The sequence below is a fragment of the Photobacterium sp. J15 genome (genome assembly GCF_963870815.1).
In the GTDB taxonomy this organism is placed as follows: Bacteria; Pseudomonadota; Gammaproteobacteria; order Enterobacterales; family Vibrionaceae; genus Photobacterium; species Photobacterium marinum.
The window spans coordinates 536,447-557,834 of record NZ_CAWMUI010000001.1; the positions used below are offsets into that span (position 1 = coordinate 536,447).

Below are 21,388 nucleotides of genomic sequence, written 5' to 3' on the forward strand. Positions count from 1 at the left end.
CAGACCCCAGTTTTTTTGATTTTCTAGTTTAGGTAATACGATGAGCGAAGTTTCAAAGACCTCAGGCGAAGTTACAATGTCTGAATTTACCGAAGACGGCAAACTGATACGTAAAGTTCGTAGCTTTGTTCGTCGTGAGGGCCGTTTAACTAAAGGACAACAGGCGGCTTTAGATAATAACTGGTCGGCGATGGGTGTCGATTTTGCTCAGCAGATGCTGGACTGGAAAGAAGTCTTCAACCGCGAAGCGCCGGTAGTGCTGGAAATCGGTTTCGGTATGGGTGCCTCTCTGGTTGAGATGGCGAAGAACGCACCGGAGAAAAACTTCATCGGTATTGAAGTACACAGCCCGGGTGTCGGTGCTTGCCTGATGGGTGCTGAAGAAGCCGGCCTGACTAACCTGCGTGTAATGTGCCACGATGCGGTTGAAGTATTTAATTACATGATCCCGGACGGCAGCCTGGATACAGTTCAGCTGTTCTTCCCTGACCCATGGCACAAAGCCCGTCACCACAAGCGCCGTATCGTACAGCCAGAATTTGCTGAGATGGTGCGTAAGAAGCTGAAAATTGGCGGTATTTTCCACATGGCAACAGACTGGGAAAATTACGCGGAGCACATGGTGGAAGTTATGAATGCTGCACCGGGTTACCGCAATACAGCGACTGATGGTGATTACATTCCTCGTCCTGAAGAGCGTCCGCTGACTAAATTTGAAGCGCGTGGCCACCGTCTGGGTCACGGCGTATGGGATATGAAGTTCGCACGAACTGAATAATTTTCCCTATGGCACAGGCTTAAACTGATTATTAAGCCCTGTAGCGTCAAAATAATAAAAGAAGCCAACCTTGTGTTGGCTTTTTTAGCCTTGGAGAAAACAGAATGAAGCCAACAGAAGCGTTGCTAAATGAGATCTTGGATGAAGTCAGGCCTTTGATTGGTAAAGGTAAAGTTGCTGATTACATTCCTGCATTGGCAACAGTTCCGGCCAATAAGCTTGGTATTGCCGTGTGTTACAACGATGGTGAAATTATTCAGGCCGGCGATAGTGAAGAGCGTTTCTCTATCCAGTCTATTTCCAAGGTATTGAGCCTGACGTTGGCGATGACGTTGTATAAACCGGAAGAGATCTGGCAGCGAGTGGGCAAGGAGCCGTCGGGCCATGCTTTCAACTCACTCATTCAGCTTGAGCTGGAAAACGGTATCCCGCGTAACCCGTTTATTAATGCTGGGGCGCTGATTGTGTCTGATCTGCTCCACAGCCGTCTGTCGGCACCTCAGTACCGTATGCTGGAGCTGGTGCGTGATTTGTCCGGTGATCAGCATATTGTTTACGATAAGGTTGTGGCGACATCTGAAATGCAGCACAGTGATCGCAACGCTTCCATTGCTTACCTGATGCGCTCGTTCGGCAATTTTGATAACGAGGTAATGCCGGTTCTGACCAATTACTTCAGTTACTGCGCACTGAAAATGAGCTGTGTCGATTTGGCCAGGACATTCAGTTATCTGGCCAATAAAGGCCAGCCTCTAGGGGCAAAAGAGCCGATTATCAGCCAGACCCAGAGTAAGCAGATGAATGCCTTGTTGGCAACCTGTGGCCTGTATGACGGTGCTGGTGAGTTTGCTTATCGAGTCGGTATGCCGGGCAAATCCGGTGTCGGTGGCGGTATTATTGCCGTAGTTCCGGGTGAGATGACGATTGCGGTATGGTCACCTGAGCTGGATCCGAGTGGTAACTCCTTGGCGGGGACGGCGGCTCTGGAATTACTGGCAGACAGGATTGGCCGTTCTATCTTCTGATTTTGCAGTTTGACGTTACTTTTGACGCTGGTTCTCAATTAAATGAAAGGGGCGATGGTTATTGATAACCATCGCCCCTGATTTTATCTGTCTCTAGGCTTTACTCTTCTTCAACAAAAGCGGCCAGCAGGTCGTTGAGGAATAGCTTTCCGTGTTCGGTGATCTGCCATTCGTCCCCTGAATCTTCCAGGTAATTCTGACTTAATGCCCACTCGATAGGGGCTTGAATCGTACTCAGTGGAAGTCCGGTACGCTCGACAAAGTCCTGTTTCGGGCAGGACTCCAGCAGGCGGAAGCGGTTCATGAAGAACTCGAACGGGCGCTCATCACTGTCGACCTGAGTTTCCTGACCCAGATACGGTTTTTCCGGGTTGAGATAACCGCGTGGGTGTTTCACCTTCACTGTGCGGGTGATGGCACCGTCAGCAAAGCTGATTTTACCGTGGGAGCCGCAGCCGATGCCCAGATAGTCACCAAAACGCCAGTAGTTCAGGTTATGTTGGCATTGTTTGCCGGGCTTGCTGTAGCCGGAAATTTCATACTGCACATAACCGGCTTCTGTCAGTAACTGGTGGCCCTGTTCGAAAATATCCCACAGGTCGTCATCATCCGGCAGTGTTGGTGGTTTTGAGTAGAACAGGGTATTTGGCTCAATTGTCAGCTGGTACCACGACAGGTGGGGCGGGTTCAGTGCAATCGCCTGTTTCAGATCGGACAAGGCATCTTCGATCGACTGATCCGGCAGGCCGTGCATTAAATCAACATTGAAGCTGTTAAGTTCGGCTTCTTCTGCCAGCTGTGCCGCACGGATAGCCTCGTTGCGGCCATGGATCCGTCCCAGGCGTTTGAGTTTCTCATCCTGGAAGCTCTGGATACCGATTGAGATCCGGTTGACGCCAACCTCTCGGTAGGCGGTGAAGCGTCCGGACTCGACCGTACCCGGGTTGGCTTCCATGGTGATCTCGATATCCGGGCTGAACGGGATCCGAGCTTCGATGGCTTGCAACAGGCGGCCGATCTCTTCCGGTGAAATCAGGCTTGGTGTACCACCACCAATAAAGATCGAATGCAGCGAACGGTGGCCGTCTTCCAATTGGTAAGCCTTCAGATCTGTTTCCAGATCGTCAATCAGCGCATCAATATAATCCAGTTCGGGGATATCTGTTTTAAGCGCATGAGAGTTGAAGTCACAGTACGGGCATTTCTGAACACACCACGGGATGTGGACATACAGGCTTAATGGTGGTGGAACTAGCATCAGGCGTCCTTCAGGGCAGCAAACAGTTTTTGCAGTGCTTTGCCTCGGTGAGACAGTTGCTTTTTGCGCTCGGGCTCCAGTTCGGCAGAGGCGCACTGATCTTCCGGTACCCAGAAAATCGGGTCGTAACCGAAGCCGTTCTCGCCGTGCGCTTCAGTCGAGATGCTGCCTTCCCAGGTGCCGTGACATACCAGCGGCGTCGGATCATTTTCATGGCGCATCATCACCAGTACACAGTGGAAACGGGCGGTACGTTGTTCAGCCGGTACGTCTTCCATCTCTTTCAGCAGTTTTTCCAGATTTTGCTGATCTGAAGCATCTTCACCGGCAAAGCGGGCCGAGTAGATACCCGGAGCACCTTTCAGGTAGTCCACTTCCAGGCCAGAGTCATCGGCAATGGCAGGCAGGCCGGTTTCTTTTGCTGCATGACGAGCTTTGATAATGGCGTTTTCAATGAAGGTGGTGCCGGTTTCAGCAACAGAAGAAACGTTGTAATCACTTTGTGCCACAACATCGAAACCAAAGTCTGCAAGCAGGCTTGCCATCTCTTTTACTTTGCCCTGGTTGCCAGTGGCCAGTACTAGTTTGCTCATCGTTGTTCCTCGGTGGGTCCGCAAAAGGACAGGTAATCAAAAGGACTGGTAATAACGGGCGCTATGATAATACCAATCTCAGGCTGTCACCAGTTTTGGGACACAGGAAGGGAATGTAAGGGCGGAGCCGTTTGACTCCACCGTAAAGAGAATGGTTAGTCGACGAAGAACGTCTGCTGGAAAGCGATTTGACCGTTGGTGCCGTTGCGATTGATATCAATGGTAAAACTGAAGCTTTCTTCGTTGGCATGGCCTAGTTCGGCAAGGTAGTAAATAGCATTACCTTCTCGGACTTCGCGGAATGTCAGGTTCTTGATGGTACCGAGCAGGTTTTTTGCTTTACCGGTTAGTACGGCAGTGACGGCCGGTTTTCCTTCCTGACTTTTATCCAGTACGGTGACATTGACGATCGCCGAGTAACGGCTGCGCTGGATGCGGTAAGTACTGGCAATTTCAGGCGTCAAAAATGTAGACGGGAAGCTGGAGTAGTGAACTTCAAGGTTGCCGATGTCTTTCAGTTGCTCAGCATTTACAGGGAGTGCGGTAAAGAGTAGTGCCGATAATAAACATAAGATACGAGTCATGATTTTATCCTTCTTGGACACACACCGGTACCAATATGACCCTGATAATCCGGCGATTATTACATCCTTATAGTATAGCCAGTGGCTGTTGTTAATTGTTGCCTGTGATTTTGTGGTTGCTGACCATTAATAGTATCAGCCCGGCTATATGGCCGGGCTGTATCGTATGTTGCGGGTGTTAGGTTTACAGCAGTTCGGAAATGACCTGTGGGATTTCACGCGGGCTTTCAACCCTTACCTGCTTGTGGCGGCCAAGCTCGCCTTTTTCAATAACCACTTGTCCTTTGGCTACGCGAAACTGCTTGGCCAAGTATTTGCTCAGATGGGCATTGGCTTTGCCATCAACCGGTGGTGCGGTGATGGCAACTTTCAGTTCATCGCCATGCAGGCCGACAATTTTGTCACGGCTTGCTTTAGGCTGGATATACAGATGTATTACCAGATCGTCGCCGTTTTGGGTTACAGCTTGTTGGCTCATAACTGGAACCAGATAGGACCAATCAGATCACCCATCAGGATATTGGCAAACTGCAGGCCGATGAAAAGGACAATCACGCTCAGATCCAAGCCGCCCATAGCGGGTATAAAACGGCGGATTGGTGCTGTCATTGGTTCAGTCAGTTGGTGCATCACGTATTCAACCGGGCTGCGGCCCTGGCTTACCCAGCTCAGGATTGCACGAAGCAGCAGTACCCAGAAGATCAGGCTACCGGTTGCTTTAAGCAGAGACAGGCCACCGACCCAAAGGAAATCAGCGCTGAATGCCATATTGCCGCCGGTCAGTACCAGCTGGAGCAGGACAAACTTGGAAATGCTTAGCACGTAAGCGAAGATCAGGGTTGCTAAGTCCAGCGAACCGACTGACGGGATGATACGACGTAGCGGACCAACAATAGGCTGGGTTGCTCTTACAATGAACTGGGAGAACGGGTTATAGAAGTCTGCCCGGGCCCACTGGAGCCAGATGCGCAGCAGGACGACCATAATGTAGAGGTCGAACAGGGTACTGACTAAAAAACCAATTGAATTCATATCTAAACCTTAAAATAACTTTTCCATTTCTTCAGCGCGGATAACTGCAGCACGCATTGCTTTAGCTACGGTATCACTAAGTTGGTGTTCGTTAAATGTTCTTATTGCTTCTGCGGTGGTTCCGCCTTTGGAGGTGACCTGTTCACGCAGGGTGGCCAGATTGGTCTCCGGGTTGGCAATCACCATTTCGGCTGCACCGACGGCGGACTGTTGCACCAATTTGCGGGCGGTTGCCGGGTCAAAGCCCTGTTTAACCGCCTCGGCTTCCATTGCTTCCATAAACAGGAAGAAGTAAGCCGGCGCACTGCCAGCAGCGGCAATAATACCGTTAATTCCAGCCTCTTGCTCTACCCAGCAGACTTCACCGACAGCTTTCATTAAGTGTTCGGCAAAGGCTTTATCTTCAGCGCCCACTGAAGCCGGAGCGAACATGCCACTCATTCCTTTACCGATCAGAGATGGGGTATTTGGCATGACGCGGACCAGGTTTAGCTCAGTGTTGAGCATTTCGTTCAGGCGCTGGGCTGAGATGCCAGCGGCGATAGAAATAACCAGCTTGCCGCTGAAATCGAGTACCTGAAGCGGACGACAGACTTCTTCCATCAGTTGAGGCTTTACGGCCAGTACGATGACATCTGCCAGCTCGGCTGCATGCAGGTTATCGTCGCTGGTGTGAATGCCGTAATCTCGTGCCAGGGGCTCACGGCGGGCAGAGCTTGGTGCCGTTGCCGTGATCATATCCGGTTTGTAACCACTGGAAATCAGGCCAGCAATGATTGAACGGGCCATGTTACCGGCTCCGATAAAAGCGATTGAACGTTGTTCCATGCTAAATCCTTGTGTAGAAAGCGCAAAGTTGGTCGGCATATTCCTTAAATGTGTTCAGGAATAAATGCGCTGAGCATCCTTTATTGTTTGTTGCTGTAATCTCTGGCTCCGAAAATAGCGGTACCGATACGGACAATTGTGCTGCCAGCAGCGATAGCCGCTTCCATATCACCACTCATTCCCATGGACAGGGTATCTAGCTGCGGGTGTTTTGCCTGCAGTTTCTCTTTGGCATCGGCCAGTGATTTGAATGCTGCGTACTGGCTGTCATAGTCGCCCGCTCTTTCCGGTATCGACATCAGGCCACGCAGTACCAGATTTGGCATCGCGGCAATTTCGTCAGCCAGAGCTTCCAGGTCTTCAAAAGCAACCCCGGATTTGCTGGTTTCACCGCTGGTGTTTATTTGCAGCAATACATTTAACGGCGGCATGTCTGCCGGGCGCTGTTCGCTCAGGCGGCGGGCAATTTTGGCCCGGTCAATAGAATGAACCCAGTCGAAGTGCTCGGCAATAAGCCGGGTTTTATTCGACTGAATAGGCCCGATAAAGTGCCAGCTTAATGAGTCAGCCTGTTGGTGGGCTGCGAAATGCTGAACCTTTTCGACTCCTTCCTGGACATAGTTTTCACCGAATGCGAACTGCCCGGCAGCAATTGCCTCTTCGATCGCTGCAATCGGTTTTGTTTTGCTTACCGCCAGTAGTTGCACGGAATCGGCTGCTCGACCGCATTTTTCGCTTGCTGAGGTTATCTGAGAGATGACCTGTTCAATATTTTGTTTGATACTACTCATAATTGATTCTGTGGGGAAAATTTATGGATATCACCGAACTACTGGACTTTAGTGTAAAGCATAATGCCTCTGATCTGCACCTTTCTGCAGGTGTTCCGCCGATGATTAGAGTCGATGGTGATGTTAGGAAACTAAGTTTGCCTGCGCTGGAGCATGGTGAGGTACACCGATTGGTGTTTGACATTATGAATGATGCTCAGCGCCGAGAGTACGAAGAAAAGATGGAAGTGGATTTTTCTTTTGAATTGCCACAGGTTGGCCGCTTTCGTGTTAATGCGTTCCGTCAGTCTCGTGGGGCGGCGGCCGTGTTCAGGACTATCCCGGTTAAAATCCCGACTCTGGAATCACTCAGTGTCCCTGATGTGTTTTATCAGATTGCGCAGTGCCAGCGAGGGTTGGTGCTGGTTACCGGGGCTACCGGTTCCGGTAAGTCGACCACCATTGCCGCACTGGTGGACTACATTAATGAAAACTACAACCGCCACATTCTGACCATTGAGGATCCGGTGGAGTTTGTCCATGAAGGCAAACGCAGCCTGATCAACCAGCGGGAAGTACACCGTGACACCCACAGCTTCCATAATGCATTGCGCTCATCTTTGCGTGAAGACCCGGATGTCATTGTGGTGGGTGAGCTACGAGATATGGAAACTATCAGCCTGGCACTGACGGCAGCGGAAACTGGCCACCTGGTATTGGGGACCCTGCACACCAGTTCAGCTGCGAAGACTGTTGACCGGATCATTGATGTGTTCCCTGGTAATGATAAGGCGATGGTACGCTCTATGCTCTCTGAGTCATTGCGGGCAGTGATTTCACAGAACCTGCTTAAATGCATCAGTGGCGGCCGGGTAGCCGCTCATGAGGTGATGATGGCGACTCCGGCGATCCGTAACTTGATCCGTGAGGATAAAGTGGCGCAGATGTACTCTATGATCCAGACGGGCTCGGCAATGGGGATGCAAACCATGGAGCAGAGTGTCAAAATGCTGGTGGCACAGGGATTGGTTGAGGCAGAGGAAGGCCGTCGGATTGTGGACAGCGCCTTCGTCCAGCTATAAATGCTGCCGGGTGAAAAGAGTAACTAAGGAATAGCGATGAATTTACAGCAGATCCTCGAAGAGATGGTGCGATGCAAGGCATCGGATCTGTACATTACTGTAGATGCCCCTTGCCTGTTAAGAATTGACGGCAACCTGCATCCACTTGGGGAGCCTTTGGATCGCCAGGCTGTCGATCTCATGGTGAATGAGGCGATGGACAGTAAGTTGCAGCAGGAGTTTACTTCAACCCGGGAAGCGAATTTTGCCTTGGTGCGTGGTGAGTTGCGTTTTCGTATCAGTGCCTTCTGGCAGCGAGAATTGCCGGGAATGGTGATCCGACGAATTGAAACTGAGATCCCGGATATTTTCGAACTGAACCTGCCGATGGACATGCAGCGAATGGCTCTGGCTAAGCGCGGTCTGGTATTGGTGGTCGGGGCTACTGGTTCGGGGAAGTCAACGTCACTGGCTGCGATGACTGGATTTCGTAATGCCAACCGTAGCGGTCATATCCTAACGGTTGAAGATCCGATTGAGTTCGTTCATAAGCATGATCGCTGTATTGTTACCCAGCGTGAAGTGGGGCTGGACACAGAGAGCTATGAAGTCGCATTGAAAAACTCACTGCGACAGGCGCCGGATATGATCTTGATTGGTGAGATCCGGACACGGGAAACCATGGAGTATGCGATGAACTTCGCCGAAACCGGTCACCTGTGTATGGCGACACTGCATGCCAATAACGCCAATCAGGCGCTTGAGCGGATTTTGCACCTGGTGCCGAAAGAGCGGCGCGATCAGTTCCTGTTTGATTTGTCTCTGAACCTGAAATGTATTCTGGCTCAGCAATTGATCCCGGATGCGCACGGTGTCGGTCGTCACGCTGCATTTGAACTCCTGCTCAACTCGCCTCGGGTGGCAGATTTGATCCGTCGTGGTGAACTGCATGAGATCAAGGATGTCATGGCTAAATCTGGTGAATCAGGAATGATGACCTTTGATCAGTCTCTGTATGAGTTGTTCAGTGCAGGTAAGATCACTGAGCAGGATGCGCTGCACCATGCTGATTCAGCCAATGACTTACGCCTGATGATTAAGGTGGGCAATAAAGATCAGTTGAGTAATAACGCCCTGGATGGGGTGACGATCGATATGAATTAAGTTCTTGCTCTGACTGTTGACTAAGTAATGAAGCTTTAGGGTTGTGATGATCCTAAAGCTTTTTTTATTGATCATTATCTTTAACCGAATGAACTGTAAGGGTTATTTTTTTTGTGTGGAAAAGGCGATCAGCTTATGGAGCTTTTGAGTTTAAGGTGTCCAAAAGCTGTACAAGCTGATCATCCCTTATGCGAGGCGGGATCGCGCTGGTTGTTTGAGAACTACAATAAGTGGTGACAGCTTCAGGCTGAAAAATGGAAGAAAAGCTGTACAGCTTTACTTGGCGAGGTCGTGCTGCGTTTTGAAAGGTGGGTAAAACGCGAAAAAAAGCGAGAGTATTAGAACTCTCGCTTAAGTGTTTTTTGTGTTGTCGAACCTGAATTTATCCGTACTGCTGTTCGAACCAGCTTTCCAGGATCACAACGGCTGATTGGGAGTCGATATTGCCTTTGCTCAGGTTACGATAACCGCCGCGTTCAAACAGTTCGGCTCGGGCTTCAGCGGTGCTCAGGCGCTCGTCATGAAGTTCAACTTGATAGCCGAAACGACCGTGCAGGCGGTTGGCAAACTTTTTGGCGCGAGGCGTAATTGCTTCGAGTTCGCCGCCATCCATATCCAGAGGAAGGCCAACAACAATCAGATCCGGTTGCCATTCTTTCAGTATTTTTTCGATTGCTTCCCAGCTTGGGATCCCGTCTTTAGCTTTCAAGGCAGCCAGTGGGTTGGCGGTGCCAGTCATTTCCTGGCCAATCGCGACACCAATACTTTTGGTGCCGTAGTCAAATGCTAATACGCTGCGTGAGTTACTCATGCATGTCCTTTATCAATTGATAGATGGGCTGAACTGATGCCAAGCCGGGCAATAGCTTTATCCCAGCGCTCGCTGATCGGGGTGTTGAAGACAACATCCGGATCGGCTTCCATGGTCAGCCAGGTATTTTCAGCCATTTCCTGTTCTAGTTGGCCTGCGCCCCAGCCTGCGTACCCCAGGGCAACAAGAAATTTTTCCGGAGCTTCACTGGTTCCTAGCAGGGCCAGAATGTCTTTCGATGTGGTGATCGATAATTTTTCGGTGATATCGATACTGGAGCTGAAATCGTTGTGCTCCGGCTTCAGGTTCATGTGAAGTACGAAGCCACGGTCTCCGGAAACTGGTCCGCCATTAAAAACCGGTTGCTCAAGGCTTGTCGGATTTTCCAGCGGCAGGTCGCGTTCGATATCAATTTGCTCAAGCATGTTCCCGACGGAAATATCGATAGGCAGGTTGATAACTAAGCCCATAGCACCGTCTTCATTATGTTCGCAGATATAGACAACACTACCTTTAAAGTGCGGATCCTGCATGGAGGGCATGGCAACCAGAAAATGATTGGTTAAATTCATTTTGTCTACCTACAACATATCCTGTTACTTACAGTATGCCGATTATTCTTCAGAAATGGTATTAACGCATGGTTAAGAGGAACTTCTGTTGCGGCCTCTGCCATAAAAAACGCAGCCCGGAACAACCGGGCTGCGTTGGTAATCCGTATAGGGAGATTAAGCCTTAACGCGGCGCTCGATTGCATCCATCAGCTTACCAGTGATAGAAACATCAAAGGCAGCTTCAATTTCACGGATACAGGTCGGGCTGGTAACGTTAATTTCAGTCAGCTTGTCGCCGATTACATCCAGGCCAACAAAAATCAGACCTTTTTCTTTCAGTACCGGTGCGACGGTTTCTGCAATCTTACGGTCTGTTTCGCTGATTGGACGGGCTTCGCCACGACCACCTGCTGCAAGGTTGCCGCGGGTTTCACCTTTAGCCGGGATACGAGCCAGGCAGTATGGGATCGGCTCGCCGTCAACAACCAGGATACGCTTGTCGCCGTTGCTGATATCAGGAACGAAAGTCTGAGCCATGCAGTAGTTATTACCGTGGTTGGTCAGGGTTTCGATGATCACTGATACATTCGGATCGCCGTCCATCACGCGGAAGATCGATGAGCCGCCCATGCCGTCAAGCGGCTTGAGGATCACGTCACCGTGCTCTTTATGGAAAGCTCGGATTTTGTCAGCGCTGCGGGTAACCAGGGTTGTCGGAGTCAGATCCGGGAACCATGCGGTGAACAGCTTTTCGTTACAGTCACGCAGGCTGCGAGGTTCGTTGACGATCAGAGCACCTTCGTTTTCGGCACGCTCAAGGATGTAAGTGGCATAGATATACTCGGTATCGAACGGTGGATCCTTACGCATCAGTACCGCATCAAGATCAGACAGGGCGATTTCCTGCTCACCGTGGAATTCGAACCAGCCGTTTGGATCTTCTTTCAGGCTGACAATACGGGTACGAGCAATAGCCTTACCCTGTTCCAGTGACAGGTCGTTCATTTCCATGTAGTGGATTTCCCAGCCACGGCGCTGAGCTTCCATCATCATGGCAAAGCTGGAATCTTTCTTGATGTTGATAGACTCAATCGGGTCCATCACGATACCCAGTTTGATCATTACTTTCTCCTAGGGTTATTAGCCTAAATCGCCGAAGCGAACTTGCAGGGCAGTGATTGCCGTCATCGCTGCCGTTTCAGTGCGCAGTACGCGTGGGCCAAGTAGGATTTCATCGAATTTATATTGTTCGGTCATGCCGATCTCTTCAGCTGACAGGCCACCTTCTGGACCGATCAGCAGGCGAACCTTGTTCACTGGCTCTGGCAGGGTGTTGATCGAATAGCTGGCTCGCGGGTGCAGGTTTAGTTTCAGGCCGTCAAACTCTTCTGCACACCAGTCTTCCAGTTTCATGAGCGGGCGGATAGTCGGTACGGTATTGCGTCCGCACTGCTCGCAGGCACTGATGGCGATCTTCTGCCATTGTGCAAGTTTCTTTTCGAAACGTTCTGCGTTGAGCTTTACACCGCAGCGTTCAGAGATCAGAGGGGTGATAGTATTTACGCCCAGCTCAACAGATTTCTGGATGGTAAATTCCATCTTTTCACCACGAGAAACCACCTGGCCGAGGTGGATATCCAGCGGGGATTCAACGCTGTTTTCCTCGCGTGACTGGATTTCTACTTCAACACTTTTTTTGCTAGCGTCGGTTATGACTGCCGGAAATTCGGCGTCGCTGCCATCAAACAGCATCAGCTCCTGGCCCGGCTGCATACGCATAACACGACCAACATGATTAGCGGCATCATCGCTGAGCATAACTTTTCCCTGAGCAGGCAGAGCTTCAGGGTGGTAAATTCGTGGGATTCTCATGGCTATCTCAATAACCTAGTTAGTTTTATCTCGCGGTAGTATATCAATTAATACTGTGCTGTTTGCTAATACATGGATGCGGGGGAGTAAAAAACCAAGTCCGGAAGGTGGATTTTACTGTGGCTAGATGGCCGTTACTGTGACTCCTGGCAGCAACGGCCGGATTGTAGCTGTTGTTTTTACTAGTTTTTACGCTGAGAACAGGCCTTCTCAACATATGGGTTATGGTTACCCTGAATTTCTGCAATTTTCCCATCGCGGCGGCATTCCCAGTCGCTGACCGGGTATTGCCTGTCCCAGGCCTCCATCAGCTGGCGTTGCTGTCGGGAGAGACGGAACGGGTATCTGTCGCTCATGTACAGATAAGTTCTGGCTATAGCGCCACGAGCTGCCGGAGGCGGATCGGCACGGCGTTGCTTAAAGTCGACTTTCATTTCACATTGGCCGTAAAAGGCTCCCTTGTCGCCGGTCCACGGACGGAAGTTGAAGTTGGAGCGATCACCGTTCACCTCACCGATAGCCGGAGTCAGATTGTGAAGATCCGCTTCCATACGGCGGAACCTGGCATCTTTACCGCAGTTCTTTCGACCGCCGTCCTGCCAGCACTGAAGCTGATGGCCAAACTGCCAGGCCGGCACCACGTGTTCCCACTCAATTCGGCTGGCACGACGCTTCTGTTTGCGAACTTCATAGCCGCAACTTTCCAGATCCGGAATGCCTTTTTTACCCTGCCACTTGATGTCACAGCCGCAATAGAAGCTGACCGGATGCTCCTGGTAGATATTGACGGCGATTTTCTTCGCTTTGCTGAATGATGAGGGGTGGGCGGCCATCACGGTTGCTGGGAACAGTAAACCGATGGCGAGCCATTTTAAAGTGCGCTGCATGTGCGGCCTTATCATTGGAAACAGTTCTGACAAGGTTATCACTGAATGTGGTTTTTAGAAGCAGTTCACTCTTTTTTATTTTGTAAATTACATAGTGTAACGGTTATGGGACGAAATGTATGGTGGTAGAGCTGTCAGACGGCTTCAAGCGGCTGGTGGCACTTGCGGCAGTGATATATCGCCTGCTTTCGTACAACCTTGTTATGGCGTCGGATAGTCAGGTGATGCTCACTACAGTGGCAGCGATAGAGGAAGGTGGCCCCCTGAACTGATGTGATATCAAAGCTGTGAGTGGTTCTGGCCGGTACGCCAAATACTTCAGTCATGATGATTTGCCATTCCCGGCCGTGAGGACGCACTTTGCCAAACAGTTTAAACGCAACCAGGTGAGCGACTTCGTGGGGAACCACTTCATCCAGAAAAGCCTGCGGATTTTCCTCCAGCAGTACCGGATTGAAGCGCACTTCCCAGCCTTGCAAACGGGCACTTCCTGCAATTTTTCCCCGTTGGCGGAAGCTGACTGCTGGCATGGCAAAGTGTTTGTTGAGGCGGTGGTTGGCCTGGTCAATACACTGCCTGACTTTCTCTATAACCTGGTTTTGAAGGGATGTCATAGTCGGATCTGATGTTATCGCCGGAGCAGGGCAGTATAGGGAATTCGAATGAGAGTTCCCAGAAAACAAAAAAGGAAGCCGAAGCTTCCTTTTTCAATTTGTTTGCAGCAATGCTTACTTAAGCTTTGCGAAGTCGCGCAGAAGTTCAGCTTTGTCAGTTTTTTCCCAAGGGAATTCATCACGGCCAAAGTGACCGTAAGCTGCTGTCTTCTGGTAAATAGGCTGAAGAAGGTCAAGCATTTCAAGCATACCGTAAGGGCGCAGGTCGAAGTGCTGGCGCACCGCTTCAACAATGATGTCGTGAGCTACTTTTTCGGTACCGAAAGTTTCAACCATGATTGATGTTGGATCAGCAACACCGATTGCGTAAGACAGCTGGATTTCACAGCGGTCCGCCATGCCAGCGGCAACAATGTTCTTAGCAACGTAACGTGCTGCGTAAGCTGCTGAACGGTCAACTTTTGATGGATCTTTACCAGAGAACGCACCACCACCGTGACGTGCAGCGCCACCGTAGGTATCAACGATGATCTTACGGCCAGTCAGACCACAGTCACCCATTGGACCACCGATTACGAAACGGCCTGTCGGGTTGATGAAGAACTTGGTGTCTTTGTTCAGCCACTCAGAAGGAAGAGTCGGTTTGATGATTTCTTCCATAACTGCTTCCTGTAGTACAGGTAGTTCAATGCTTTCACAGTGCTGAGTAGACAGAACGACAGCATCGATACCAACGATTTTACCCTGATCGTATGCAAAAGTTACCTGGCTTTTCGCATCAGGACGCAACCATGGCAGAGTGCCGTTCTTACGAACTTTAGCCTGACGTTCAACCAGACGATGTGCGTAAGTGATTGGTGCTGGCATCAAAACTTCTGTTTCATTAGTCGCGTAACCGAACATGATACCCTGGTCACCGGCACCCATTTCACGAGGGTCTTCACGGTCAACACCCTGGTTGATATCCGGAGACTGCTTACCGATTGCACTCAGAACCGCACAAGAGTTCGCATCAAAACCCATGTCTGAGTTTACGTAGCCGATTTCACGAACAGTGTTACGAGTCAGCTCTTCGATATCAACCCATGCAGAAGTGGTGATCTCACCACCCACCATCACCATACCGGTTTTTACATAGGTCTCACACGCAACACGCGCCTTAGGGTCTTGTTCCAGGATCGCATCCAATACAGCATCAGAAATCTGGTCTGCAATTTTATCCGGATGACCTTCTGATACCGACTCAGAAGTGAACAGGTGTTTTGACATGCGTGGTCTCACTTTTATGTAGATACGGATTGATATTGAGGTGCTCTGAAATCTGCAAAATCATTGATAAAACATATACGGATATACGTTTGAAAGTATAGAGCTACCTCCGTCTAGACGTCTATAATACTCTGGAACGACAGAAAATCAACATTACAAACATTAGGGATTATGTTGAAAACTTGAGGCAAACGTTTACGTCTGTGGGGTTGGGATTGGTATTTTTTTGTCAATTTCCGGTTAGCTTATTTGATATCGGACTTATTTTATTAAGGGAAACGTTTGCAGTAAGGTGGCAGACTCTGCGACAATACACGCCCGCCGATTCCTGGTTTCTTTGCTTTAGTTATATAAAGGCAAAAAACCGCAATAAAAAAGTCTACGAATTTTTGGAGCAGACATGTCTTCTCGTAACCATCTTTCAAATAAAGAGCTGGCTAATGCAATCCGTGCCCTGAGCATGGACGGTGTACAGCAGGCAAACTCTGGCCACCCGGGTGCACCTATGGGTATGGCTGATATCGCTGAAGTACTATGGCGCAGCCACATGAACCACAACCCACAGAACCCACAGTGGGCTGATCGCGACCGTTTTATTCTGTCAAACGGCCACGGTTCTATGCTGATTTACTCTCTGCTGCACCTAACAGGTTATGAGTTGTCTATCGATGACCTGAAGAACTTCCGTCAGCTTCACTCTAAAACGCCAGGCCACCCTGAATACGGTTACGCACCAGGCGTTGAAACGACTACTGGTCCTCTGGGTCAGGGTATCACTAACGCTGTTGGTATGGCGATTGCGGAAAAAGCAATGGCAGATCAGTTCAACCGCGACGGTCACGACATCGTTGACCACTTCACATACGCGTTTATGGGCGACGGCTGTATGATGGAAGGTATCTCGCACGAGGCATGTTCTCTGGCAGGTACTCTGGGTCTTGGCAAATTGATCGCTTTCTGGGATGACAACGGCATCTCTATCGACGGTGAAGTTGAAGGCTGGTTCACTGATGACACTGCTAAGCGTTTCGAAGCTTACGGCTGGCACGTAATCCCTGCAGTTGACGGTCACGATGCTGACGCTATCAACGCAGCTATCGAAACGGCGAAAGCAGAAACTGGCAAACCGACTCTGATCTGCTGTAAGACAATCATTGGCTTCGGCTCTCCAAACAAAGCCGGTTCTCACGACTGTCACGGTGCTCCTCTGGGCGCTGAAGAAATCGCAGCGGCTCGTGAATTCCTTGGCTGGAACCACGGTCCTTTCGAAGTTCCTGCAGACGTTTACGCTGAGTGGGATGCGAAAGAAGCGGGTGCGGCTAAAGAAGCAGCATGGGACGAGAAGTTTGCAGCATACGCAGCCGCTCACCCTGAACTGGCTGCTGAATTCAAGCGTCGTGTAAACAACGAGCTGCCAGAAAACTGGGAAGAAGCATCTAACGCTATCATTGCAGATCTTCAGGCAAACCCTGCGAACATCGCGTCTCGTAAAGCCTCTCAGAACTCACTGGAAGCATTCGGTAAGCTGCTGCCAGAATTTATGGGCGGCTCAGCGGACCTGGCACCATCGAACCTGACTATGTGGTCTGGCTCTAAGTCACTGACTGCTGATGATACATCCGGTAACTACATCCACTACGGTGTACGTGAGTTCGGTATGACAGCAATCATCAACGGTATCGCACTGCACGGCGGTTTCGTACCATACGGTGCAACCTTCCTGATGTTCATGGAATACGCACGTAACGCAATGCGTATGGCTGCGCTGATGAAAGTACAGAACATCCAGGTTTACACTCACGACTCAATCGGTCTGGGTGAAGATGGCCCGACTCACCAGCCTGTCGAGCAGATCGCATCTCTGCGCCTGACGCCAAACATGAGCACATGGCGTCCATGTGACCAGGTTGAATCAGCTGTAGCATGGAAATTTGCTATCGAGCGTAAAGACGGCCCTACTTCTCTTATCTTCTCTCGCCAGAACCTGGCGCAGCAGGAGCGTAGCGAAGCTCAGGTTGCTGACATCGCTAAAGGCGGTTACATCCTGAAAGACTGCGAAGGCAAGCCAGAGCTGATCCTTATCGCAACCGGTTCTGAAGTTGAGCTGGCAACAGAAGCATACGCACAGCTGACTGCTGAAGGCCGCAAGGTTCGCGTAGTTTCTATGCCTGCGACTGACGTATTCGACAAGCAGGATGCTGCATACCGTGAAGCGGTTCTGCCATCTGACGTGACTGCACGTGTAGCTATCGAAGCGGGTATTGCTGACTTCTGGTACAAGTACGTTGGTTTCGACGGCCGTATCATCGGTATGACTACTTTCGGTGAATCTGCACCGGCAGGCGAGCTGTTTAAGATGTTCGGTTTCACAACTGAAAACGTAGTGGAAACTGCAAAAGAGCTGCTGGCTTAATCGGGAATCTGACCCGTTATAACTATTACGATTTATTTCGATGTATGAAAAAAAGGCCTCAGCAAGAGGCCTTTTTTTGCTGAAAATGCGATATACATCACCTTCTTTCCTCTAACCCTCCGCTGAAGTGAGTACCGGTTTTTGTATTTATCATATTGATTTGTAATTATTTTTAACAATCAGGTGATAGGGGTCACAATTAAGGTGATTCTCTGCTTGGCTTGGTATACACTAACGCGGCTTAGTAAATATGTAGCACGGATATGACACTAAAAGTCGCAATTAATGGATTCGGCCGTATCGGACGCAGTGTGCTTCGCGCGCTGTATGAAAGCGGCAAAAATCATCAAATCAACGTCGTGGCAGTCAACGAACTGGCTGAGCCTGAAGCAATGGCTCACCTGTTGCAGTACGATACCAGCCACGGGCGTTTCCAAAAGCCTGTCAGCCATGACCAGGAGCACCTTTTTATCGCTCATGGAAATGGTGACAAAGACTCTATCCGAATTCTGCATCAACCAGACCTTAGCCTTCTGCCGTGGAAAGACCTGGATGTCGACATTGTTCTCGACTGTACCGGTATTTACGGTTCAAGGGCCGACGGCGAAGCGCATATCAGCGCTGGTGCCGGAAAGGTTTTGTTTTCCCATCCGGGTGCCAATGATATCGACAACACCATTATCTATGGTGTGAACCACGAGTCGCTCAAGTCTGAGCACCGCATTGTCTCGAATGGTTCGTGTACCACCAACTGTATTGTTCCTGTTATTAAGGTTTTGGATGAGACCTTCGGTATCGAATCCGGCACTATCACTACAATTCACTCAGCAATGAATGACCAGCAGGTCATTGATGCCTACCACACTGATTTACGTCGCACCCGCGCAGCTAGCCAGTCAATTATTCCGGTTGATACTAAACTTCATCTTGGTATCGGTCGTATTTTTCCGAAATTTTCTGACAAATTTGAAGCTATTTCTGTGCGTGTTCCGACAATAAATGTCACAGCAATGGATTTAAGTGTCACAGTTAAAACAAATGTGAAAGTTAATGACATAAATCAATCACTGGCAGAGGCGTCTCGTTGTACATTAGCTGGCATAGTTGATTACACCGATGCACCACTTGTTTCAATCGACTTCAATCACGATCCCCATAGCGCGATTGTTGACGGCACCCAGACTCGGGTTAGTAACCAGCACCTGATCAAGATGCTGGTGTGGTGTGATAATGAATGGGGATTTGCCAACCGAATGTTAGATACGGCGTTGGCAATGCACAAAACCAGTGCAGAAGAACAGTAGTAAGAATTATGGGGCTGGGCAGTGAAGCCGGGCCGACAAAAGAACTTTGACTTTAAATTAATCAATGTTGAGAGGACAAACCATGTCTGTAATCAAGATGACTGATCTGGACCTTGCAGGTAAACGCGTATTTATCCGTGCTGACCTAAACGTGCCAGTAAAAGACGGTAAAGTAACTTCTGATGCACGTATCCTTGCATCTCTTCCAACTATCAAGCACTGCCTGGAAGCTGGTGCAAAAGTAATGGTTACTTCTCACCTGGGTCGTCCGACTGAAGGCGAGTACGCAGAAGAGTTCTCTCTACAGCCTGTTGTTAACTACCTGAACGATGCACTAGATTGCGAAGTTAAACTAGCTAAAGACTACCTTGACGGTATCGAACTGAACGCTGGTGAGCTGGTTGTTCTTGAAAACGTTCGCTTCAACAAAGGCGAGAAGAAGAACGAAGAAGAGCTGTCTAAGAAGTATGCTGCACTGTGTGACATCTTCGTAATGGATGCATTCGGTACTGCTCACCGTGCTCAGGCATCTACTCACGGTGTTGGTATGAACGCACCTGTAGCTTGTGCTGGTCCTCTGCTGGCTAACGAGCTGGACGCACTAGGTAAAGCAATGGACAAGCCTGCTCGTCCAATGGTTGCAATCGTTGGTGGTTCTAAAGTTTCTACTAAGCTGACTGTTCTTGAGTCTCTGTCTAAAGTTGCTGACCAACTAGTAGTTGGCGGTGGTATTGCAAACACATTCATCGCAGCTGCAGGCCACAATGTTGGTAAATCTCTGTACGAAGCTGATCTGGTAGATACTGCTAAGAAGCTGATGGACGAGTGTGCAATCCCTGTTGCAACTGACGTAGCGTGTGCAAAAGCATTCGACGAAAACGCAGAAGCAGAAATCAAGCACGTTTCTGAAGTTCAGGACGACGACATGATCTTCGACCTGGGTCCTGAGTCAACTGAAGCTCTGGCTAAAATCCTGAAAGATGCGAAAACTATCCTTTGGAATGGTCCTGTGGGCGTATTCGAATTCAAGAACTTCGAAGCGGGTACAGCAGGTATCTCTAAAGCTATCGCAGAATCTGAAGGTTTCTCTGTTGCTGGTGGTGGTGACACTCTGGCTGCAATCGACAAGTTCGGTATCAAGGCTGACGTTTCTTACATCTCTACAGGTGGCGGTGCGTTCCTTGAGTTCGTTGAAGGCAAGGTTCTTCCTGCCGTTGCTATGCTTGAAGAGCGTGCAAAAGCTTAATTGATTGACAGTGCGGGAGCTTAGGCTCCCGTGCATTAATTGTTTGTTAAACAGATCAAGTTTTTATAGAATGCTTGGCCGAAAGCAAACGATTGCAAAAGATTTCATTTTACATACAGACTACAAGGCAAATAGGACTATTGTTATGTCTAAGATCTTCGATTTCGTAAAACCAGGCGTTATCTCTGGTGACGACGTACAGAAAGTATTTGAAGTTGCAAAAGAAAACAACTTCGCACTTCCTGCAGTTAACTGTGTAGGTACTGACTCTGTAAACGGTGTACTAGAAGCTGCTGCTAAAGTTAAAGCGCCAGTTATCGTTCAGTTCTCTAACGGTGGTGCTGCTTTCTTCGCTGGTAAAGGTCTAAAACTTGAAGGTCAGGAAGCTCAAATCCTAGGTGCTGTTGCAGGCGCTAAATACGTTCACGCTGTAGCTGAATCTTACGGTGTACCTGTTATCCTTCACACTGACCACGCTGCGAAGAAACTACTTCCATGGATCGACGGTCTGCTGGATGCTGGCGAGAAGTTCTTCGCTGAAACTGGTAAGCCTCTGTTCTCTTCTCACATGATCGATCTGTCTGAAGAGTCTCTGGAAGAAAACATCGAAATCTCAGCTAAGTACCTTGAGCGTATGGCTAAGATGGGTATGACTCTGGAAATCGAACTGGGTTGTACTGGTGGTGAAGAAGACGGCGTAGACAACTCTGATATGGATCAGTCTGAGCTGTACACTTCTCCAGAAGACGTTGCTTACGCATATGAGAAACTAAACGCTGTTAGCCCACGTTTCACTATCGCTGCTTCTTTCGGTAACGTACACGGTGTATACAAGCCAGGTAACGTTGTACTGACTCCAACAATCCTACGAGACTCTCAGGCATACTGTGCAGAGAAGTTCGGTATTGCACCAAACGCTCTGAACTTCGTATTCCACGGTGGTTCTGGTTCAACTGAAGCAGAAATCCAAGAGTCTATCGGTTACGGTGTTATCAAAATGAACATCGATACTGATACTCAGTGGGCTACTTGGGACGGTATCCGTCAGTTCGAAGCTGACAACCACGATTACCTACAGGGTCAAATCGGTAACCCAACTGGTGAAGACGCACCTAACAAGAAGTACTACGATCCACGCGTATGGCTACGTGCTGGTCAGGCTTCTATGGTTGCTCGTCTTGAGAAAGCATTCGCTGACCTTAACGCAATCGACGTACTGTAATTAGTTCGTTAACCGCGTAAGCGAAAACAGTTTGAAAAAGCCCGCCTTTGCGGGCTTTTTTTTTGCCTGTAGTTCACGGATGAAAGCATCAGTTTGCTAATTA

Annotated in this window: 22 protein-coding genes; 8 read left to right on the forward strand and 14 right to left on the reverse strand. The window is 49.5% G+C overall.

Annotation, left to right across the window (positions count from 1 at the left end; translation table 11 throughout):
- Nucleotides 1-40: 40 nt before the first annotated feature.
- Both trmB and glsB read left to right on the forward strand, forming a co-directional pair.
- The gene (gene trmB / locus AACQ93_RS02620) at nucleotides 41-778 is read left to right on the forward strand and encodes a tRNA (guanosine(46)-N7)-methyltransferase TrmB (RefSeq protein WP_064601950.1); all 738 of its coding nucleotides are present in this window, start codon (nucleotides 41-43) and stop codon (nucleotides 776-778) included.
- 104 nt (nucleotides 779-882) lie between these two features.
- On the forward strand, nucleotides 883-1,803 hold the full coding sequence (glsB, locus tag AACQ93_RS02625) for a glutaminase B (RefSeq protein WP_064601952.1): 921 nt from the start codon (nucleotides 883-885) through the stop codon (nucleotides 1,801-1,803).
- A 100-nt stretch (nucleotides 1,804-1,903) separates the two neighbouring features.
- Here the strand turns inward: glsB and hemW are convergent, their stop codons facing one another.
- The 7 genes from hemW to AACQ93_RS02660 all read right to left on the reverse strand — a co-directional run bounded on the left by hemW (nucleotide 1,904) and on the right by AACQ93_RS02660 (nucleotide 6,889).
- Nucleotides 1,904-3,061: a radical SAM family heme chaperone HemW gene (gene hemW, locus AACQ93_RS02630; protein ID WP_064601954.1), complete on the reverse strand. Its 1,158-nt coding sequence runs from the start codon at nucleotides 3,059-3,061 to the stop codon at nucleotides 1,904-1,906.
- On the reverse strand, nucleotides 3,061-3,654 hold the full coding sequence (locus tag AACQ93_RS02635) for an XTP/dITP diphosphatase (protein ID WP_064601956.1): 594 nt from the start codon (nucleotides 3,652-3,654) through the stop codon (nucleotides 3,061-3,063). The genes hemW and AACQ93_RS02635 overlap by 1 nt, the downstream gene beginning before the upstream one ends.
- A 155-nt stretch (nucleotides 3,655-3,809) precedes the next feature.
- Nucleotides 3,810-4,238, reverse strand: coding sequence for a DUF4426 domain-containing protein (locus AACQ93_RS02640; RefSeq protein ID WP_007466315.1), 429 nt, complete (start codon nucleotides 4,236-4,238; stop codon nucleotides 3,810-3,812).
- Between the two features lie 184 nt (nucleotides 4,239-4,422).
- Nucleotides 4,423-4,716 carry a DUF167 family protein YggU gene (gene yggU / locus AACQ93_RS02645; protein ID WP_007466316.1) on the reverse strand — a complete coding sequence of 98 codons (294 nt, stop codon included), beginning with the start codon at nucleotides 4,714-4,716 and terminating at the stop codon, nucleotides 4,423-4,425.
- Entirely contained in the window at nucleotides 4,713-5,270 is a 558-nt protein-coding gene (locus AACQ93_RS02650; RefSeq protein WP_064601958.1) for a YggT family protein, read from the reverse strand. The genes yggU and AACQ93_RS02650 overlap by 4 nt, the downstream gene beginning before the upstream one ends.
- A 9-nt stretch (nucleotides 5,271-5,279) precedes the next feature.
- Nucleotides 5,280-6,098: a pyrroline-5-carboxylate reductase gene (gene proC / locus AACQ93_RS02655; RefSeq protein ID WP_064601960.1), complete on the reverse strand. Its 819-nt coding sequence runs from the start codon at nucleotides 6,096-6,098 to the stop codon at nucleotides 5,280-5,282.
- A gap of 80 nt (nucleotides 6,099-6,178) precedes the next feature.
- Nucleotides 6,179-6,889 (reverse strand): YggS family pyridoxal phosphate-dependent enzyme, encoded by a 711-nt coding sequence (locus AACQ93_RS02660; protein ID WP_064601962.1) that lies wholly within the window; start codon nucleotides 6,887-6,889, stop codon nucleotides 6,179-6,181.
- A 23-nt stretch (nucleotides 6,890-6,912) separates the two neighbouring features.
- Here AACQ93_RS02660 and AACQ93_RS02665 point away from each other — a divergent pair, with 23 nt between their 5' ends.
- Together AACQ93_RS02665 and AACQ93_RS02670 are read left to right on the forward strand one after the other, a co-directional pair.
- Complete coding sequence (locus AACQ93_RS02665) at nucleotides 6,913-7,950, forward strand: type IV pilus twitching motility protein PilT (protein WP_064601964.1); 1,038 nt, start codon at nucleotides 6,913-6,915, stop codon at nucleotides 7,948-7,950.
- Nucleotides 7,951-7,986: 36 nt separating this feature from the next.
- A complete protein-coding gene (locus AACQ93_RS02670; protein ID WP_064601966.1) occupies nucleotides 7,987-9,093 on the forward strand; it encodes a PilT/PilU family type 4a pilus ATPase in 1,107 nt (368 codons plus the stop codon).
- Between the two features lie 382 nt (nucleotides 9,094-9,475).
- Here AACQ93_RS02670 and ruvX read toward each other — a convergent pair whose 3' ends face one another.
- The 7 genes from ruvX to metK all read right to left on the reverse strand — a co-directional run bounded on the left by ruvX (nucleotide 9,476) and on the right by metK (nucleotide 15,100).
- A complete protein-coding gene (gene ruvX, locus AACQ93_RS02675; protein WP_064601968.1) occupies nucleotides 9,476-9,904 on the reverse strand; it encodes a Holliday junction resolvase RuvX in 429 nt (142 codons plus the stop codon).
- The gene (locus AACQ93_RS02680; protein ID WP_064601970.1) at nucleotides 9,901-10,476 is read right to left on the reverse strand and encodes a YqgE/AlgH family protein; all 576 of its coding nucleotides are present in this window, start codon (nucleotides 10,474-10,476) and stop codon (nucleotides 9,901-9,903) included. The genes ruvX and AACQ93_RS02680 overlap by 4 nt, the downstream gene beginning before the upstream one ends.
- A gap of 156 nt (nucleotides 10,477-10,632) precedes the next feature.
- Nucleotides 10,633-11,580, reverse strand: a complete 948-nt coding sequence (gene gshB / locus AACQ93_RS02685) for a glutathione synthase (RefSeq protein ID WP_064601973.1) — start codon at nucleotides 11,578-11,580, stop codon at nucleotides 10,633-10,635.
- Nucleotides 11,581-11,598: 18 nt separating this feature from the next.
- On the reverse strand, nucleotides 11,599-12,330 hold the full coding sequence (gene rsmE, locus AACQ93_RS02690; protein WP_064601975.1) for a 16S rRNA (uracil(1498)-N(3))-methyltransferase: 732 nt from the start codon (nucleotides 12,328-12,330) through the stop codon (nucleotides 11,599-11,601).
- 182 nt (nucleotides 12,331-12,512) lie between these two features.
- Nucleotides 12,513-13,217 (reverse strand): deoxyribonuclease I, encoded by a 705-nt coding sequence (endA, locus tag AACQ93_RS02695; RefSeq protein WP_064601978.1) that lies wholly within the window; start codon nucleotides 13,215-13,217, stop codon nucleotides 12,513-12,515.
- Nucleotides 13,218-13,351: 134 nt separating this feature from the next.
- Entirely contained in the window at nucleotides 13,352-13,831 is a 480-nt protein-coding gene (locus AACQ93_RS02700; RefSeq protein WP_064601980.1) for a SprT family zinc-dependent metalloprotease, read from the reverse strand.
- A gap of 114 nt (nucleotides 13,832-13,945) precedes the next feature.
- The gene (metK, locus tag AACQ93_RS02705) at nucleotides 13,946-15,100 is read right to left on the reverse strand and encodes a methionine adenosyltransferase (protein WP_064601982.1); all 1,155 of its coding nucleotides are present in this window, start codon (nucleotides 15,098-15,100) and stop codon (nucleotides 13,946-13,948) included.
- A gap of 400 nt (nucleotides 15,101-15,500) precedes the next feature.
- On the opposite strand from metK, the gene tkt reads away from it, so the two are divergent.
- From tkt to fbaA, 4 genes are all read left to right on the forward strand, one after another.
- Entirely contained in the window at nucleotides 15,501-17,513 is a 2,013-nt protein-coding gene (tkt, locus tag AACQ93_RS02710) for a transketolase (RefSeq protein WP_064601984.1), read from the forward strand.
- Between the two features lie 263 nt (nucleotides 17,514-17,776).
- A complete protein-coding gene (gene epd, locus AACQ93_RS02715; RefSeq protein WP_064601991.1) occupies nucleotides 17,777-18,817 on the forward strand; it encodes an erythrose-4-phosphate dehydrogenase in 1,041 nt (346 codons plus the stop codon).
- Nucleotides 18,818-18,899: 82 nt separating this feature from the next.
- Nucleotides 18,900-20,063 carry a phosphoglycerate kinase gene (locus AACQ93_RS02720; protein WP_007466345.1) on the forward strand — a complete coding sequence of 388 codons (1,164 nt, stop codon included), beginning with the start codon at nucleotides 18,900-18,902 and terminating at the stop codon, nucleotides 20,061-20,063.
- Between the two features lie 145 nt (nucleotides 20,064-20,208).
- Nucleotides 20,209-21,285, forward strand: coding sequence for a class II fructose-bisphosphate aldolase (gene fbaA / locus AACQ93_RS02725; RefSeq protein ID WP_064606456.1), 1,077 nt, complete (start codon nucleotides 20,209-20,211; stop codon nucleotides 21,283-21,285).
- Nucleotides 21,286-21,388 lie beyond the last annotated feature (103 nt).